Genomic DNA, 16,615 nt, shown 5'->3' with positions numbered 1-16,615 from the left:
ATAGAACCACTAATCTATCGCGATCCCTGCTTAAACTTAGAGATCGCGTTACGTGTAAATTCACTCAGTACAAGAGCGCCGCTCATCCCTGCTCTTTCTACCAGAAGTTGGTCCCAGTTTTCAGTGCCTTCCCAAAATATTTTCTTCAGCATTTTCATGGCTTCGGGATGACTTGTGGCAAGGGTATCCGCCAATGTATTTACTGCCTTATTTAGTTCCTCATGAGTAGAAAACACTTCATTGTAAAGTCCTTTTTCTCTTGCCCAAAAGGCATCTTTCCACGAAGCAGCATTGATGGATAAATGCATAAAAGCAGCCGTACCCATTTTTCTTTCCACCGCCGGACCGACCACGAAAGGTCCTATTCCAACGGCAAGCTCACTGAGTTTTACAGACGCACTATCATGCGCCAACGTATAATCAGCTGCAGCCGCAAGACCCACTCCGCCCCCAACAGCTTTCCCCTGAACAGCAGCGATAATAAATTTGGGTGCCTTGCGCATGGCATTGATCACTTCAGCAAAGCCTGAAAAGAAAATTTTTCCGGTTTCGTCATCATGAATCGACATCAGTTCATCGAACGAGGCGCCTGCACAAAAAGCTTTATCTCCTTCACTTTTCAACACAATTACTTTAGCATCTTCATTTGCACCTGCTGCTCTTATTTCCGCGGCAAGTTCTCTGAGTAAAACTCCCGGCAAAGAGTTAGACTGAGGATGAAAAATGTGATCGTAGCTATCCCCTTGCTTATTTCCGTACTAATTTTTTGAGTCAACATACCTTTAATTCTCCTGATTGAAATTCATTCTTAAACAAATATTTCGATTTAATTAACTTTTACTTTCCCTCTTTCACTGCTAAGTTCTCAATTCTCACTACAAATTCTTAACTCTACATTTCTAATTCTTAATTCTGCATTCTTAATTCTTAATTCTTAATTCTTAATTCTTAATTCTGATTCAGTTTCCTGACCATCGTAAGAATCGTCGCAATTGCCACCGTTTCTCCCGTTTCATCATACACATCTACCAGCCATTTTACAATTCCCTTGGCAATATCTTCCGGTGTTCTCTTTTCAGTGTCTACTTTTTCTTTTACTGTTAAGCGAACGCCAATCGTCATTCCCGGATAAACGGGTTTTGTAAAACGGCATTCTTCTAATCCATAATTCAACATCACCGGACCTTTTTTCGCATCCACAAATAATCCTGCGGCCTTGCTCAATACAAAGTATCCGTGTGCAACTCGTTGCGTAAAGATGGTTCCTTCCAGTGATGTAGCATCCATATGAGCATAGAAATTATCTCCACTCACATTCGCGAAGTTCACAATATCAGCTTCACTAACGGTATGCTTATGGGTAATTAATGTTTCACCTATTGTCAGCTCTTCAAAATGCTTTTTGAAAGGATGTTTGACATCTTCTACCTGCTTTCCACCTGACTGATAGACACCGGTGATATTGGTCAAAGAGGTAGGAGAACCTTGTATAGCCACTCTGTTCAAATAATGAAAGACACCACGCATTCCGCCCATCTCTTCTCCACCTCCTGCTCTTCCGGGACCACCATGCGTTAACATCGGCATTGGAGAGCCATGACCTGTACTTTCTTTTGCACAATCATTATTCAGAACTAAAATACGTCCATGCATGCAGGCCGCACCCAACACATATTCTCTTGCAATTTTGTCATCTGCGGTTATGATACTACTTACCAAAGAGCCCTTTCCCATTTTTGCGAGTTCGATGGCGTCATTTATTGTCTTATAGGGCATAAGTGTAGACACCGGACCGAAAGGTTCCACTTCATGACAATCGGTATTTTTGAAAGGATCTTTATTCAGCATGAGAATTGGCGAAAAGAAAGCTCCCCGCTCCGTATCTCCACCCATCACTTCCATTTTATCCAACGAACCATAAACGATTTCCTGTTGTTTGGATAAGAGTTGAACCTTCTCACGCACTTCTTGCACCTGACTTTTAGAAGCCAAAGCCCCCATACGCACTCCCTCTACATTTGGGTCACCAATGGTGGTGGAAGCGAGACGTTTTCCTAAAGCGATCTGCACATCTTCTATTAAATTTTCCGGAACCATAATACGACGCACGGCAGTACATTTTTGTCCGGCTTTGACCGTGATTTCTTTTTGAACCTCTTTAATGAAAATATCAAATTCCGGCATTCCGGGTTGTACATCCGTACCGAGCACCATGCAATTCAGCGAATCCGATTCCATATTGAATGGCACTGCTTCTTCCAACAAGCGAGGATGAGCTTTTAACATTTTCCCTGTAGATGCAGATCCGGTAAATGTCACCACATCCTGACTACTGACATGATCTAATATTCCGTTTGCCGAACCACAGATCAACTGCAGACTTCCTTCCGGTAAAATGCCGGAAGCCACGATTTCCTTCACTACTGCTTCTGTCAGGAAGGAGGTGATCGTGGCAGGCTTCACTACAGCAGGAACACCGGCCATTAGGTTTACTGCAATCTTTTCCAGCATACCCCATACCGGAAAGTTGAAGGCATTGATATGAATGGCAACACCTTCACGCGGGACACAAATATGATGACCGATAAAAGTGCCGTTCTTACTCAGTTTCACCATATCCCCCTCAAGGCAAAAAGTTTCATTTGGAAATTGACGACGCAGACTGCTGTTCGCAAATAAATTTCCTATGCCACCTTCAATATCTATCCAGCTGTCAACTCTTGTGGCACCTGTAGCCCAACTGATCTTATAAAAATCTTCTTTTTTTGTTCCTAAATGCAGGGCCAGCGCTTTGAGCATACGACCTCTTTCATGAAAAGTCATTTTTCTGAATTGATGTCCGCCGGTTGTACGCCCATAATCCAACATTTTCGCAAAATCGAGTCCCTTACTGCTGGCCGTAGCGATTATTCCGCCGTTAATAGCATTATAAAGTGTTTGACCATCTCCTTCTCCGCTCACCCACTTTCCACAATAGTAATTCTGAAGTTTATTCATTGTCCTGTTTTAACTGCTGCAAAAGTAAGTTTTTTAGGTCATTACCTCTTGCTGCAGACGATGAAGTTCCGCTTTTAATCTTTTAGAATTAGGCCTTAGTGTTTGCCGAAATGAACTCCAATAGATTTCAAAATCAAATGATTAAATGGTGTCATTTTTCGATCCGGTCTGGAAATTGTCAGTTTTAGGCTTCCTTTTAGGCCGTTCGTCCTTTTTATAGACGAAAAGTCGTCCTGCTGAATAATTTTGCATATGAATATCCCTTTAATTTTGAAAGGAAGACGCATGCTTACTTATAAAGTGAATACCTTTAGTGCTTCAGAAAGAATGAAGGAATCGAAAGCAGCGCTTATCAGCAGTTTGAATGATGGATGGCTACGACTGTTGGGAATACCTTCGGTTGCCTTTGTCATTACTTTTTTTTTCTATTCGGAAGAGTGGATAGTAAAAGGTCATGCCTTTTCTTTTTGCTATTTAACATTTCTTGCAGTGACTACTTTTATTTGGTACCTCAATCGTTTTATTTTACTGTATTTCAGACGTACCTATACGTCGATTGATGCAACAGGCAGAAGGATCGCGATTCAGTTGTTCACATCATTAATCGCATCAGCCGTTTTATCTCTTGGTATATCATGGTTATTTGATTGGAGTGAATACTGGGGACGAAGTCTGTTTTGGCAGGATTATCTCTATAACCTGATTGTTATTTTAATTTTTGTTGTTACGATCTCCGGAATATATGAAGCCATCTTTTATTTCGCCCGCTGGAGATTTAGTGTAAGGGAGACAGAGGAGTTGAAAAAAGCGAATCTTCAAAGTCAATTTGAATCATTAAAGAATCAGGTAAGTCCTCATTTCCTGTTCAATTCGTTGAATACTTTGTCATCTTTAATTGAAGAAAATCCTGAAACTGCAATCCGGTTTGTCAATCAACTTTCAAAGGTCTATCGTTATTTATTACAGAGTAATGAAAAGGAATTAACAACGATTAAAGAGGAGCTGGAATTTCTGGATGCCTATATATTTCTTCTGAAAACAAGATTTGGTGATGGATTGAAAATGACAAAGGAACTCCCGGATGAATTTTTAAGCACGCTGATTCCTCCTCTAACGTTGCAAATATTAATTGAGAATGCAGTGAAGCATAATATTGTTTCTGCATCAAATCCACTGCACATTGAAGTCAAATCATGTAAAGAGGAACAAATTTGTGTGGTCAACAATAAGCAAAAGAAAACGATTAATGTTGCTTCAAATGGATTGGGATTAGCCAATATAGCCGCCAAATACAAGTTGTTGAATAAGCCTGCTATAAGAATAGATGACGGCGCCACAGAATTTATTGTTAGTTTACCTATTATAAAAAATTAAAATCATGAGAGTGTTAATAGTCGAAGATGAAAATCTTGCTGCAAAGAGGATCCGTAAAATGGTGGAAGAGCATGAACCGGATTTTATTATTGAGGAAATAACGGATAGCATTGAATCAACAGTCAACTGGCTCAATACGCATCCACATCCAGACCTGATATTAATGGATATTGAGCTGGCTGATGGTCAGAGCTTCGAAATCTTCAATCGTGTAGAAGTGAAGAGTACCATAATTTTTACAACCGCTTATGATGAGTTTGCAATCCGTGCGTTCAAAGTGAATAGCATTGATTACCTCTTAAAACCTATTGATCCGGAGGAGCTGAAGAAAAGTTTTGATAAACTGAAACGCATTACTGAAACCAACCTTTCTGAGGTATCCCGAATTGATGTGGATTCCATCGTTCATGCATTGCGGGAGAAGAATGTACCGGCTTTTAAACAACGGTTTTTAGTGAAGCAAGGGCAACGACTTATCCCTATTGATATCAATGAAATTGCCTTCTTTTATACAGAGGATAAGATCAGTTTTATCAAAACATTTAATGACCAACGGTATATTGTTGACCATTCCCTGGATGAACTTGAAGAATTGTTAAATCCAATGGAATTTTTCCGCGCGAACCGTCAATTTATCGTCAGTCCGCGATCGCTGGAAGGAATACATCATCATTTTAACGGAAAATTAAAAATCAACCTAAAGCCGCTTGCGGCAGAAGAAGTATATGTAAGTCGCGAAAGAGCTTCGGATTTCAAAAAATGGTTGGGTGAAGAGTAGTGTGTTCAAATAGAACTATGCGTTCAATTATATATAAACACTACCCGGTTTATTCTTGTTTCCTGACGTAAAGCGAACTATTGCTTCCTTTCATCTCTAATTGGTAATTGGCGTCGATTTGTTTTTTAACATCTGCATCGCATGAGTCATTATTATCAGCAGGTGAATGCCACATGGTAATATAATTCACTTTCATACCGGTTTGTTTCTCTGATGAGAGGATTCGCACACAGGGATGGTTGGAAGAAACATGGTTTCCCATATGTATTTCCGGATCCATTCCTTTTTTCCATAGCAAGGGAAAGAGGTCATGCGTTGCTTCGTAGTTATCCAGCACGACAATCCTTTTTGTAGCTCCCAGGTAGCAGGATAAATTGGAATGCATCCAGTTACCGGAATAATTGAGGGGAAGTAATACCCTGTTTCCTTCTATTTTCTCTGCCATGGAGATATACTCTTTCGCATTCCCGTTGAGCTCCAGTTGTACTCTCCAATGCACTCTCATCATCCCCACACTGAACAGAGCAGAAAGAACTGCACCAGCCACCTGAAATTTTTTAGGAATCCGTAACGTCACTAACCATAAAATCAGAGCCATAAAGAACCATTGTACCAATCTTACAGAAAGAATACCTCCCGAGGCCATGCTGTCAGGCATAATAAAAATCAAGGCCAATGAAATTATTAAAATGGTAAAAAATGTTTTTTGGAAGCGTTGAACGGTTCGGTGAAAAACTCCGGTAAAAATGAGTAATACCATCAACACGGAATAACCTAATGTTATGCTGCGTTCGGTAGGATAATCATAAACTATAAACATTCGCGAGTATATGATATCACTTAAAAGCTGCAAGACGGGTAATCGGCTCACTTCTCCTCTAAATCCACCGGTGCCGGCAGAAGCAAGAAAAATAATGGTAAAAAGAAGACCCGGGGTACTACAAACGAGCAATATTTTTAAATCCTTTAATACTGCTTTTCTGTTATTGTTACCCTGACTGAATATGCTGATTAATCCTGCGAATAGTCCGGATAGCAGAAATACAACTAAATGTGAAAAGTACAGGACTAAGAAAAATAGTGCCACTTGCAGGATGAGTTTAGAGGTGAATTTATTTCTGTGATTTCTTATCCAGAAGGAGAGCCACCAGGGAAGTATTGCCAGAGCAAAAGAGAAATTGTAAAATCCCAGCAGGAATGGAAAGCTCAGCAGAAAGGGGAAATACAACCAGGATAACCAAACGGAAGAGGGCTCAATCGTTTTTACTAATTTTCTATAGCCCACTGCAGACAATACGATGACGAGCATCAGAAAAATTTTCTCAGTAAATAATGGAGGAAAGACAAACAACAATGAGGTCAATAGAAAATGCCCGGTCCAATTCGGATGCGGAAAACCATTGAATTCAAAGAAGTGATTTACCGCGACATTATTTTCGGTTAAAAGTGATTTCATCAAATTGGCATTGTACAAATGGGTAGGTCCATCTAACGTAACAAATGGACTTAGTACCACAATCGGAAAAAGGTGCAATAAGAGGATCATGATAAAAAAAATCATCTCCGTTTTATTCTCTTTGTTTTTCATCATCAGCGCTGAAAAATATCTTATTTTTTCCGATGTTCTGAAAAGCAGGATTTTTTTCATATAAACTTATTGTTAATGAATAGATTATGACATAGAAAAAAATGATGATTTTACGCATTTTTAGGCTATTTTTGTTTTATGAATCCCTTCGTTGTCTCTGCCCGGAAGTATCGTCCTGCAACATTTAATACCGTTGTTGGCCAGGAACATATAACAAGTACATTAAAAAATGCAATACGCACCAACCATCTTGCTCAGGCCTTTCTTTTTTGCGGTCCCAGGGGTGTTGGAAAAACAACTTGCGCCAGAATTCTCGCAAAAACGCTCAATTGTAAGCAACTCACTCCTGATTTTGAAGCCTGCAATACATGTGACTCTTGTCTTTCGTTCAATAACGGACAATCGCTGAATATTTATGAGTTGGATGCGGCTTCTAACAACTCGGTAGATGATATCCGTAGTTTGGTAGAACAAGTTCGATATGCGAGATCATTCCTACCATTCTTTCCCGTTGTCAGATTTTTGATTTCAACCGCATTCAAATGGAAGATATTGCCAATCATCTTGCCTTTGTAGCAAAGGGAGAAGGTGTTAAGGCGGAAGAAGAAGCTTTACATATTATCGCCCAGAAAGCAGATGGTGCGTTGAGAGATGCGCTTTCAATTTTTGATCAGATTGTGAGTTTTGCAGGGAATAATCTTACTTACAAAGATGTCATCAGCAACCTGAGTATTCTGGACTATGATTATTATTTTAAACTGACCGATCAGATTAGAAATGGAAATATTCCACAAGTTTTAGTGACCTTTAATGAGTTGTTGGCAGATGGTTTTGACGGACATCATTTTATAAGCGGATTAGCTTCTCATTTCAGAGACCTGTTGGTCTCAAAGGATGAACTGACCTTACCCTTGCTGGAAGTGAGTAAAGGAACCAGGGAAAAATATAAAACACAAGCCGCAATTATTGATCAAATTCACTTATTGAAATACCTCAACATTTGTAGTAAATGTGATATTGATTTTCGTTCTGCCCGAAACCAGCGTTTGCATGTAGAATTGGCGCTCATTCGCCTATGTTCGGTTGGTGGCTCGGTCACTATTGAAACCGGATTCGATGCAGGTACTGAAAAAAAAAGCCCGCTTAACATTACCAATATAGGTGCTGTTGGTAAGCCGGAGGCTACAATTAATTCCACCCCGGCTAAACAACCCTTTAAAGAAATAGAACCGGAGTCAAAAGTTACCTCCACTACTCCGGTTGCAGTAGCGTCATCTCCATCTCCTTCGAAAGTTAATCCTCAAGAGGGCAGTACTCCCCTATCTGCTTCCCGAAGCACCGGACTTCTGCAGGGTACATCATTATCCTCACTGAAAAAAATACAGGTTGAAGTGGCAGAAGAGAATGTCCCGAGGGTTAAGGTGAATGAGAAAACAGAAGTTTTTGATGTAAATCAACTTCAACTCATTTGGAAGGAGTATGCTGATAAAGTGAAAGCTGATGGAAAGCTTCAATTAAATGCTACCCTCACCATGAATGAGCCGGTGTTGAAGGATGATTTTGTAATTGAACTTATTTTAAATAACCAGGCGCAGGAAGATTTGTTAAGAGATGAAAAGTCGGAGCTAATTCAATTTCTCAGAGAGCGACTTAACAATGGTTTGATCAATGTGATTACCAGAAAAGAGATGAAGTCTGATGATCCTGAAAATGCTTACACCAACAAAGAGAAGTATATAAAAATGGTGGAGAAAAATCAGGGGCTTGATGATTTTAGAAAACAATTGGGGTTAGAATTAGAATTATAAAAAAATATTGTATTTTACACCAACTTACAAGATAAACGAATCGAATGGCCATACTTGCCAGTATAATAAAAAAGGGATTATCACTGCGTCATCGCATACGATTAGCAGAGAAATCTCCTGATTATTATCAAAAGCGCGAATTGAAGAAATTGTTGCGAAAAGCACAGTTTACGATGTTGGGTCAGACCTATAATTTTTCCGGAATGGTCAATAGCCGGAATTTCGTTAATAAATTCAGAGCATCAGTGCCTGTGCATGATTATAACGCCATTTATGCACGTTGGTGGAATAAAAGTCTTCATAACGAGGAGGATGTTGCTTGGCCCGGAAAAGTCCGCTATTTTGCACTCAGCAGTGGTACCTCCGATAGCTCCAGTAAACATATACCCGTGACAAGTGAAATGGTAAGATCCATTCAGCGAACCAGTATACGTCAGATTATTAGTTTGGGTGGATATTCCGGTTTACCTGATGACATTTTCTCCAAAGGAATTTTAATGCTGGGTGGCAGTACGCATCTTCATCAGCACGGTTCTTATTTCGAAGGAGATTTAAGCGGAATTACAGCAAGCAAAATACCTTTTTGGTTTCAGCATTTTTACAAGCCGGGAAAGAAAATAGCGAGAGAGAAAGACTGGAATACGAAATTGGAAGAAATAGTGGAGAATGCCGCTAAATGGGATATTGGAATTCTCGTAGGTGTCCCGGCATGGTGTCAATTGCTTATTGAGAAGATTCTGGATTATCATAAAATAAAGAATATTCACGAGCTCTGGCCTAATCTTACCATATATGTGCATGGTGGGGTATCGTTTGAGCCGTATCGAAAAAGTTTTGAGAAACTGATTGCAAAACCATTAACCTATATTGAAACCTATCTTGCTTCTGAAGGATTCATAGCGTATCAGCACGAACAGGATAATCGTTCCATGCGACTGGTAGTGAATAATGGATTGTTTTTCGAATTTATTCCGTTCAATTCTGAGAATTTTAATGTGGATGGTGAGTTGGTGCGTAAGCCAAAAACCCTTCTCATTAATGAAGTGGAAGAGGGTGAAGAATATGCCTTATTGCTCAGCACTTGCTCCGGTGCCTGGCGCTATTTGATTGGGGATGTGATTAAATTTACCAGTGTAGAAAAGGCGGAAATTATCATCACCGGCAGAACAAAGCATTATCTGAGTCTTTGCGGGGAACATTTATCGGTCGATAACATGAACAAAGCCATTGAGATGGTGTCCGATGAATTTAATATCAGGATAAATGAATTCAGTGTTTCCGGAATTAAACATGGAAGCCTTTTTGCCCATAAGTGGTACATTGGTACTGATGATCCGGTGTCGGCAGAAGAGCTGAAAACAAGCCTGGATGAAAAGCTGAAAATTTTAAATGATGATTATCGTGTCGAAAGAAAGTCGGCATTGAAAGAGATCTTTGTTGAGGTTGTTCCATTAAAAGTTTTTTTAAGCTATATGGAGAAAAATGGTAAGATAGGCTCTCAGAATAAATTTCCACGCGTATTGAAAAATCACCAGTTTGAAGATTGGGAAAAGTTCGTAAAGGGCGTACTCGTTTAGTTCCTCCTATGTTTGTATCCGGATTTACTTTCGTCAGGAATGCTGTTAAATACGATTATCCTTTTGTGGAATCCATTCGCTCCCTCCTGCCTCTGGTGGATGAATTGATCGTTTGTTTAGGTAATTCTTCCGACGACACGGCCTCTCTACTTTCTGAAATCAATGATTCGAAAATTAAAATCGTTCCCTCTGTGTGGGATGATTCTTTAAGGGAAGGTGGTCGGGTGCTTGCGGTGGAAACGGATAAGGCTTTTCATGCTGTTTCTCCGTCGGCCGACTGGTGTATTTATTTGCAGGCGGATGAAGTAATTCATGAAGAAGATATTCCGGTCATTAGGAAGGCTATGAAAGATGCACTTCCTGACAAAAAAATAGAGGGCCTTTTATTTAACTACATTCATTTTTATGGAAGTTACTCATATGTTGGGAGTTCGAGGCGGTGGTACAGGCATGAAATACGGATTGTCAGGAATGACAAACGCATTCACTCCTACCGCGATGCTCAGGGATTTCGATTAGATGGAAGAATGTTAAACGTGAAAAAAATTGATGCCCGAATTTTTCACTATGGGTGGGTGAAAAGTCCAGTGCTTCAACGGGAAAAACAATTGAATTTTCATAAACTATGGCATCCGGATGAAAAGGTGGATAAAATGGTTAAGGATGCTCCCTATGATTATTCCGGGATAGATCTGTTGAAGAAGTTTAAGGGGACTCATCCTGAAGTGATGGCGTCGCGCGTGAAGGCTCAGGATTGGGAATTGGATTTTGATACTTCAGCAAATAATTTGAGTGTTAAGAATCGTGTTTTACATCGTATCGAAAATCTGACCGGCTATCGTTTATTCGAATATAGGAATTATAAAATTATTAAGTAGAAAAAATCAAATTTTCGTAGATGTTCCAACCGTTTCTTTTTTGGATAACCGGCAGATCATTTTAGTAAGCAGAAACGGTAGTGTAAAGAATAAAAGAAGGGCTATTGTAATAAAGTAAATGGGACTATTGTCCAGGGCAATGCGGTTTTCGGAAACATAGTATCCAATGATTGGATCAAGGATAAATAGAATCACCAGTATAAAAACAATAATTCCGATTGACATGGAAAGATAGTACGTCCTTCTTTCATGGATAAAACGTACGTGAAACTTCTTTCGATATCTCCTCATGGCTACTCTGGTTAGAATTGCCCAGGCAAAGAAAAGCAGAACCCAGCTGAGCCATTCCAAAAGTATATTTAAGAATCCCGAAGCACTTTCCATTTCTGTATCAGATGGGAATTCTTAATGAACGGTAAATTTTAGCCATCAACCAGGCCGGACCAATGAGCAGAAACTGTAAATCCTTTAAAAAGGAAGGCTTTTTCCCTTCTATTTTATGTCCGGCAAATTGTCCGATCCATGCGCATATAAATACAATTAAAAATATCCAGACAGCATCGTTGAAAAATTGAATGAAAACAGAATAAGAGACTACTAAACATATACTGCTAAATATCAACATTCCTATCCAAAGGGTTTTCGACAATATGAAGTAATATATAGTTAACAGCAGAAGTGCAGGAATGGCAAGATTCCCAACGACGGGCAAGGTGACCAACAGTAAAAAGCCGGTAATACTCCAAAAAATGAGAGGAACACATATCCGGTGAATCAGGATATTGGTGTGGTTTTGATGACTTACGGCATATTCATCCAATAAAGGTTGAAGTGCTTTCATTTTGAATGTTGTTAGTAATATTCTGATCAAAGAAATCAAATTTTGTATTTCAATAATCAATCGCTTCTATTATTTTTGAACCATGAGAATATGCGGTCTGCTTGTTTTTGCTTTTTTCCTGAGTTGTTCAGGGAGAGTGGAGAAGAATCCGGAAAATAGTAGGAATGCAAATGTTAGCGATGTCTCCCTTGTTAAACAAGGAATTGGTGCCGCTCAAATGCTCAGTCGTCAACCTTGTTTTGCTGACAATCAGCTAACCCATTCTGTTTATTATCCGGCTTCGTTTTCGGAACATGCCCGTTTTCCGGTATTCATACTTTTTGATCCGCATGCGGATGGTGATTTCCCACTCCACCTTTACAAATCGCTGGCGGATAAATATGGAGTTATATTACTTTCTTCCAATGATAGCAGGAATGGGAATTCGGCAGAACGAACAGCAGCCATTTTACAGGGAATGATGGCTCAGGTCACCCATCTTCAAAAAGCCGATACCTCATTGATTTTTTGCGGTGGATTTAGTGGTGGAGCACGGGTAGCAGCCATGCTGGGTCTGGCACCCTCCGGAATTAAAGCAATAGTTGTTTGTGGCGCCGGTATCCCTCAGGGAACCTGGCAAGGTATTCCACCTCACCTCATCGTGGCGATTGCAGGTAACCGCGATATGAATCTTTCGGAAATAATTCGATTTCAGGTACAGGATCAACGGTTACAAAGCCGGTATCAGTTGATTCGGTTTGATGGCGGGCATTCATGGCCACCTTTAAAGCAGATGGAGAAAGCATTTATTGCTTTTAAAAGTATTGCGCAACGTGATCGGATGGAAGACGCCAATTTATCGTGGATGAACAAGGCTTTGGTCCAAATGAGAACAGCTATTTCTGAAGAGAAAGATCCCATCATTAAAGCAGAAAGCTATAGATGTCTTTTGAAAAATTTTCAGGGAGTAATTGATGTGTCGAAGGATCAGGATGAATATTTAAGTCTGGTGAAATCAAAAGCCTATTTATCTGCACATAATAAGGAGTCAGCACTGTTACAAGAAGAAGAAAAAATTAAATCAGCCTATTTTCAGGCATTCGGTTCCAGGGATACTTACTGGTGGAATAAGGAGATGAACAGGTTTCTGGATACCACCTCTTTTTCAAATGATAATGCTAAAATTTCCATGATCAGACGCGTGCAGGGAGCACTTAGTTTGACGATCTATATGTCGCTGACCAGAGCTGTAGCTGCATTGGAGAATAGTCAGCAAATGTACTTTTCAAGGTTTCAGAGATGTGGAACGTTGTAAAAAAGAGGCTTCATTTGCATCAATACTATCCGATTATGGATTTCAGTCAATAATTAATCAAACACCCTTATAAAACCCGGTATGATTTCATCCTTAAGAGCAGAGTACAATAGTGCGTTTTCCGAAGAAAAATACAAGCGATTTCTGGAAGATATGAATGGCACTTTCGGTTATGAAATTGAATTCAGAGTTTCTGAAACCCCCATCTTTATCGATAAGGAATTTAGAAAAAAAATTGAGAAAGCAGGTGAGGAAATCGTGGATGTGTTGGTCTCTCCTGATTTTAAAGCCCAATCTTTCGCTGCCATCCCTCCTGCTCTTCATGTGGGCAATGAGGACGAACATACCAATTTACTGGCTATTGATTTTGCCATTTGTGAGGATGGGAATGGAGGCTTTACACCACAGTTGATCGAATTGCAGGGCTTTGCCTCTTTGTATTGTTACCAGGAATGGCTGGCGGAGATGTATAGAAAGCATTTCTCCATTCCCTCTTCGTTTGATAATAAATTTAATGGATTTACTCATTCGTCTTATTTGAAGAGATTGAAAAATGTGATTATTGGTAATCAGGATCCGGAACAAACCATCTTGCTTGAAATTGAACCCTGGAAACAAAAAACGCAAATAGATTTTTATTGTACGCGTGAATATCTTGGTATTCCCGTAGTCTGTTTATCAGAATTAATCCGGGAAGGCGAAAGTTTATTTTATATGAAAGCAGGAAAGAAAATTCCTGTGAAGAGGATATATAATCGCGTGATTTTTGATGAACTCTTGCAGCGTAATGATTTTGCTAATCTTCCTTTTCATCTGACGGAAGATGTAAATGTAGAATGGGTATCACACCCCAACTGGTTTTTCAGAATCAGTAAGTATACTATGCCCTTTCTTAAAAATCAATTTGTACCGGAAACACATTTTGTCAAAGACTTAAAATCAATTCCTGATGATCTCGAAAACTGGGTACTCAAACCTTTGTTCAGTTTCAGCGGTCAGGGAGTCGTTTTCGATGTGAAAGAAGAGGATGTGAAGCAAGTAAAAGATCCTTCCAATTTCATTTTACAACGTAAAGTGATGTATGCCCCGGCTGTTCAATCACCGACTGGTCCTGTAAAATGTGAAATCCGATTACTTTATTTATGGGATAAAGGTGAAAAGCGACCTCAACTCACTCTCAATTTAGGACGGATGAGTAAAGGAAAAATGATAGGCGTTCGGTACAACCAAAACTTAGATTGGGTGGGCGGCACTACTTATTTCCTTGAGAAAGATTAGAATTTTAAGCAATCAGGGCTTAGGCGCAGGAGGCGGAAGCTCAAAAGCCTTGCAATCATGCTCAAAATTGCCTTTGTGAGCCCCATCGCAAAATGGTTTGTTCTTCGAAAGTCCACATCGGCATAGCGAAACCGTAGTTCGGCCATTCAGATTGAAACTATTTCCTTCCGGGTCAATGATGTTGAAGTCCCCTTCCACACGAATGGAACCATTTGAATTAATTTTTATCGTTGTTGACATTTTTAAATTTCTTTTCCGGTAAGTAGGTGTATAATAACATGAGTCCACAGAGACAGCTGCAACTCATTAGAATATAAAACACAACCATGATGGATTTGTTATAAGCATCCAGGTTCATTTCATGCTGAACAATTCCGATAAGAGACAGGAAATTTGCGATGGTTCGCTGTGTGAATACCAACAAACCGCTAAAGGATAATCCTAAACCTACCCAAATGGCTTTAGGATTTTTGTTGCAAAACCAGGCAACGACCCATAATGCCATTCCCAATAGAACAGCTGCAAGCATCATTTTGGTAGCCTTTCCACCAATGATCGCATAAGTAGCTAATCCATTGATTATTAATAATGAACCCTGTACAACAAGTGTGCGTACGTAAGGAAAAGAATGCATGGATTGAATAATTAATATAAGGGTATGAAGATATTGATTTTAGCAATTGCGACAATTTAAATTGTTGAATTCTGACCCATTTCAAGTGGAATACTTTTAAACATGGCCGGCGTAAACAAATCGTTTGAATTTAGTTCTGCATGTGTCTTATTCACTAATTTTGCAACATTATAAAATAAGTGCATGGTGATTGAACCCCTTTCTAAGCAAGCTGAGTCAACGGCATACGTCCCAAAAGTATTAATGCTCGGATGGGAGTTTCCTCCGGTTATTAATGGTGGATTGGGTGTTGCCTGTCATGATTTATGCATTGCGATGTCAAAGTATTCCAATGTGACCATGATTATACCAAAATCAAATCCTGATTTTGTTGTTAAAAATCTTAATCTTATAGGATTAAATACCATTGATGCGAAGACTTTAAGGAATATCGGTCATGCAGATTCGTATCGAAAAGTAAAACAGGTTCATTTTATAAATACGCATTTAAATCCCTATTACAACGGGAACCTTGAACCCCATCATGATCTGCAGAATTTAACCAGTCAATATCTGAAGGCCATTAAAATAGGAGATGAAACCGTTGAAGTTTTTCAAATTGATGACCTTTATGGTGGAGATGTCATCGAAAAGGTTACCATTTTCGGTAAGCTGGCTGCCAAATTGGCTCTTTCTCTCGATTTTGATGTTATTCATGCACACGATTGGATGACCATGATTGCCGGTATGGAAATTAAAGCCAAAACGGGAAAACCATTGGTTATGCATATCCACTCTCTGGAAGTGGACAGAGGTGGTCCTCAAAGTAAGGGCTGGGTATATCAGGTAGAGAAGCGTGGGATGGAATATGCGGATATTCTAATGCCGGTCAGTAATTTTACCGGTCATGTGATTCACGATTATTACCATATCCCCTGGAGTAAAATCGTTCCGGTTCATAATGGTATCAGACCCGTTGAACCTTTTAAAAGCGAACAAATGTTCAAAGAAAAAATGGTTCTTTTTGTTGGAAGATTAACAAGACAAAAAGGTCCGGAATTCTTTGTTGACATTGCAGAGCGCGTCCTTGAGAAGGATCAGAATGTTCGGTTTGTAATGGCAGGAACAGGCGAATATTTCAATCCCTTACTCGAAAGAGCAGCTCAAAAAGGAATTGCGCATCGATTCCATCTGACCGGATTTCTGAATTTGGATAAAGTCAGAAAATTACTTTCCATTGCGGATGTTTATGTGATGCCATCGCTATCGGAACCATTTGGACTTTCAGCAGTTGAAGCTGTTCAGTTCGGAATTCCGGCTGTTATCAGTAAGCAATCCGGCGTTTCCGAAGTATTGAATGGATCATTAAAATTCGATTATTGGGACATCAACAGAGCTGCCGGGTATATTTTAAGCCTCTTACATGATCCGGTATTAGTGGAAAATGTGAAGGCCGATGCGTATAAAGATCTCGTTAATATATCCTGGGATAATTCTGCGAAAAAAGTAATCGATGGGTATAATAAGTTTAAATTAATTCCGGAGCCGGTTTGAGGTAATACTACTTCCACCCTGCTCTGTTCATAACC

The 16,615-nt window shown here is 39.6% G+C and carries 12 protein-coding genes and 2 pseudogenes; 8 read left to right on the top strand and 6 right to left on the bottom strand.

Annotated features, from left to right (window positions below; genetic code table 11):
• Positions 1–14: 14 nt before the first annotated feature.
• Together IPJ86_13420 and paaZ are read right to left on the bottom strand one after the other, a co-directional pair.
• A pseudogene (locus IPJ86_13420) lies at positions 15–778 on the bottom strand (enoyl-CoA hydratase/isomerase family protein).
• A gap of 170 nt (positions 779–948) precedes the next feature.
• On the bottom strand, positions 949–2,997 hold the full coding sequence (gene paaZ / locus IPJ86_13415; GenBank protein ID MBK7888242.1) for a phenylacetic acid degradation bifunctional protein PaaZ: 2,049 nt from the start codon (positions 2,995–2,997) through the stop codon (positions 949–951).
• A 252-nt stretch (positions 2,998–3,249) separates the two neighbouring features.
• Here paaZ and IPJ86_13410 point away from each other — a divergent pair, with 252 nt between their 5' ends.
• Together IPJ86_13410 and IPJ86_13405 are read left to right on the top strand one after the other, a co-directional pair.
• Complete coding sequence (locus tag IPJ86_13410) at positions 3,250–4,371, top strand: histidine kinase (GenBank protein MBK7888241.1); 1,122 nt, start codon at positions 3,250–3,252, stop codon at positions 4,369–4,371.
• Positions 4,372–4,375: 4 nt separating this feature from the next.
• Positions 4,376–5,149 (top strand): response regulator transcription factor, encoded by a 774-nt coding sequence (locus tag IPJ86_13405; protein ID MBK7888240.1) that lies wholly within the window; start codon positions 4,376–4,378, stop codon positions 5,147–5,149.
• A 49-nt stretch (positions 5,150–5,198) separates the two neighbouring features.
• Here the strand turns inward: IPJ86_13405 and IPJ86_13400 are convergent, their stop codons facing one another.
• Complete coding sequence (locus tag IPJ86_13400; protein MBK7888239.1) at positions 5,199–6,797, bottom strand: hypothetical protein; 1,599 nt, start codon at positions 6,795–6,797, stop codon at positions 5,199–5,201.
• A gap of 78 nt (positions 6,798–6,875) precedes the next feature.
• Between IPJ86_13400 and IPJ86_13395 the strand changes: the two are divergent.
• The 3 genes and pseudogenes from IPJ86_13395 (at position 6,876) to IPJ86_13385 (ending at position 11,000) form a co-directional block, all read left to right on the top strand.
• A pseudogene (locus tag IPJ86_13395) lies at positions 6,876–8,545 on the top strand (DNA polymerase III subunit gamma/tau).
• A 44-nt stretch (positions 8,546–8,589) separates the two neighbouring features.
• Positions 8,590–10,122 (top strand): GH3 auxin-responsive promoter family protein, encoded by a 1,533-nt coding sequence (locus IPJ86_13390; GenBank protein ID MBK7888238.1) that lies wholly within the window; start codon positions 8,590–8,592, stop codon positions 10,120–10,122.
• Positions 10,123–10,130: 8 nt separating this feature from the next.
• Positions 10,131–11,000: a glycosyltransferase family 2 protein gene (locus IPJ86_13385; protein MBK7888237.1), complete on the top strand. Its 870-nt coding sequence runs from the start codon at positions 10,131–10,133 to the stop codon at positions 10,998–11,000.
• Between the two features lie 391 nt (positions 11,001–11,391).
• On the opposite strand, the gene IPJ86_13380 is transcribed toward IPJ86_13385, so the two are convergent.
• Complete coding sequence (locus IPJ86_13380; protein ID MBK7888236.1) at positions 11,392–11,841, bottom strand: DUF962 domain-containing protein; 450 nt, start codon at positions 11,839–11,841, stop codon at positions 11,392–11,394.
• A gap of 82 nt (positions 11,842–11,923) precedes the next feature.
• Here IPJ86_13380 and IPJ86_13375 point away from each other — a divergent pair, with 82 nt between their 5' ends.
• Together IPJ86_13375 and IPJ86_13370 are read left to right on the top strand one after the other, a co-directional pair.
• Positions 11,924–13,135: a hypothetical protein gene (locus tag IPJ86_13375; protein MBK7888235.1), complete on the top strand. Its 1,212-nt coding sequence runs from the start codon at positions 11,924–11,926 to the stop codon at positions 13,133–13,135.
• Between the two features lie 81 nt (positions 13,136–13,216).
• The gene (locus IPJ86_13370) at positions 13,217–14,413 is read left to right on the top strand and encodes a hypothetical protein (GenBank protein ID MBK7888234.1); all 1,197 of its coding nucleotides are present in this window, start codon (positions 13,217–13,219) and stop codon (positions 14,411–14,413) included.
• A gap of 12 nt (positions 14,414–14,425) precedes the next feature.
• On the opposite strand, the gene IPJ86_13365 is transcribed toward IPJ86_13370, so the two are convergent.
• Both IPJ86_13365 and IPJ86_13360 read right to left on the bottom strand, forming a co-directional pair.
• Positions 14,426–14,653 carry a CDGSH iron-sulfur domain-containing protein gene (locus IPJ86_13365; GenBank protein ID MBK7888233.1) on the bottom strand — a complete coding sequence of 76 codons (228 nt, stop codon included), beginning with the start codon at positions 14,651–14,653 and terminating at the stop codon, positions 14,426–14,428.
• The gene (locus tag IPJ86_13360; GenBank protein ID MBK7888232.1) at positions 14,631–15,047 is read right to left on the bottom strand and encodes a hypothetical protein; all 417 of its coding nucleotides are present in this window, start codon (positions 15,045–15,047) and stop codon (positions 14,631–14,633) included. Before IPJ86_13360 ends, IPJ86_13365 begins: the two co-directional genes overlap by 23 nt.
• Before the next feature lie 183 nt (positions 15,048–15,230).
• Here IPJ86_13360 and IPJ86_13355 point away from each other — a divergent pair, with 183 nt between their 5' ends.
• On the top strand, positions 15,231–16,580 hold the full coding sequence (locus IPJ86_13355) for a glycosyltransferase (protein ID MBK7888231.1): 1,350 nt from the start codon (positions 15,231–15,233) through the stop codon (positions 16,578–16,580).
• The last annotated feature ends 35 nt before the right edge of the window (positions 16,581–16,615 follow it).

The sequence above is a fragment of the Bacteroidota bacterium genome (genome assembly GCA_016713925.1).
Classification (GTDB): domain Bacteria; phylum Bacteroidota; class Bacteroidia; order AKYH767-A; family OLB10; genus JAJTFW01.
The sequence above is the reverse complement of the archived record's forward strand: the minus strand, read 5'-3'. Positions and strand labels throughout refer to the sequence as shown.

Coding starts and splice junctions, on each gene's coding strand:
- paaZ (MBK7888242.1), bottom strand. CDS start 2,997: ATGAATAAACTTCAGAATTACTATTGTGGAAAGTGGGTGAGCGGAGAA.
- IPJ86_13410 (MBK7888241.1), top strand. CDS start 3,250: ATGAATATCCCTTTAATTTTGAAAGGAAGACGCATGCTTACTTATAAA.
- IPJ86_13405 (MBK7888240.1), top strand. CDS start 4,376: ATGAGAGTGTTAATAGTCGAAGATGAAAATCTTGCTGCAAAGAGGATC.
- IPJ86_13400 (MBK7888239.1), bottom strand. CDS start 6,797: ATGAAAAAAATCCTGCTTTTCAGAACATCGGAAAAAATAAGATATTTT.
- IPJ86_13390 (MBK7888238.1), top strand. CDS start 8,590: ATGGCCATACTTGCCAGTATAATAAAAAAGGGATTATCACTGCGTCAT.
- IPJ86_13385 (MBK7888237.1), top strand. CDS start 10,131: ATGTTTGTATCCGGATTTACTTTCGTCAGGAATGCTGTTAAATACGAT.
- IPJ86_13380 (MBK7888236.1), bottom strand. CDS start 11,841: ATGAAAGCACTTCAACCTTTATTGGATGAATATGCCGTAAGTCATCAA.
- IPJ86_13375 (MBK7888235.1), top strand. CDS start 11,924: ATGAGAATATGCGGTCTGCTTGTTTTTGCTTTTTTCCTGAGTTGTTCA.
- IPJ86_13370 (MBK7888234.1), top strand. CDS start 13,217: ATGATTTCATCCTTAAGAGCAGAGTACAATAGTGCGTTTTCCGAAGAA.
- IPJ86_13365 (MBK7888233.1), bottom strand. CDS start 14,653: ATGTCAACAACGATAAAAATTAATTCAAATGGTTCCATTCGTGTGGAA.
- IPJ86_13360 (MBK7888232.1), bottom strand. CDS start 15,047: ATGCATTCTTTTCCTTACGTACGCACACTTGTTGTACAGGGTTCATTA.
- IPJ86_13355 (MBK7888231.1), top strand. CDS start 15,231: ATGGTGATTGAACCCCTTTCTAAGCAAGCTGAGTCAACGGCATACGTC.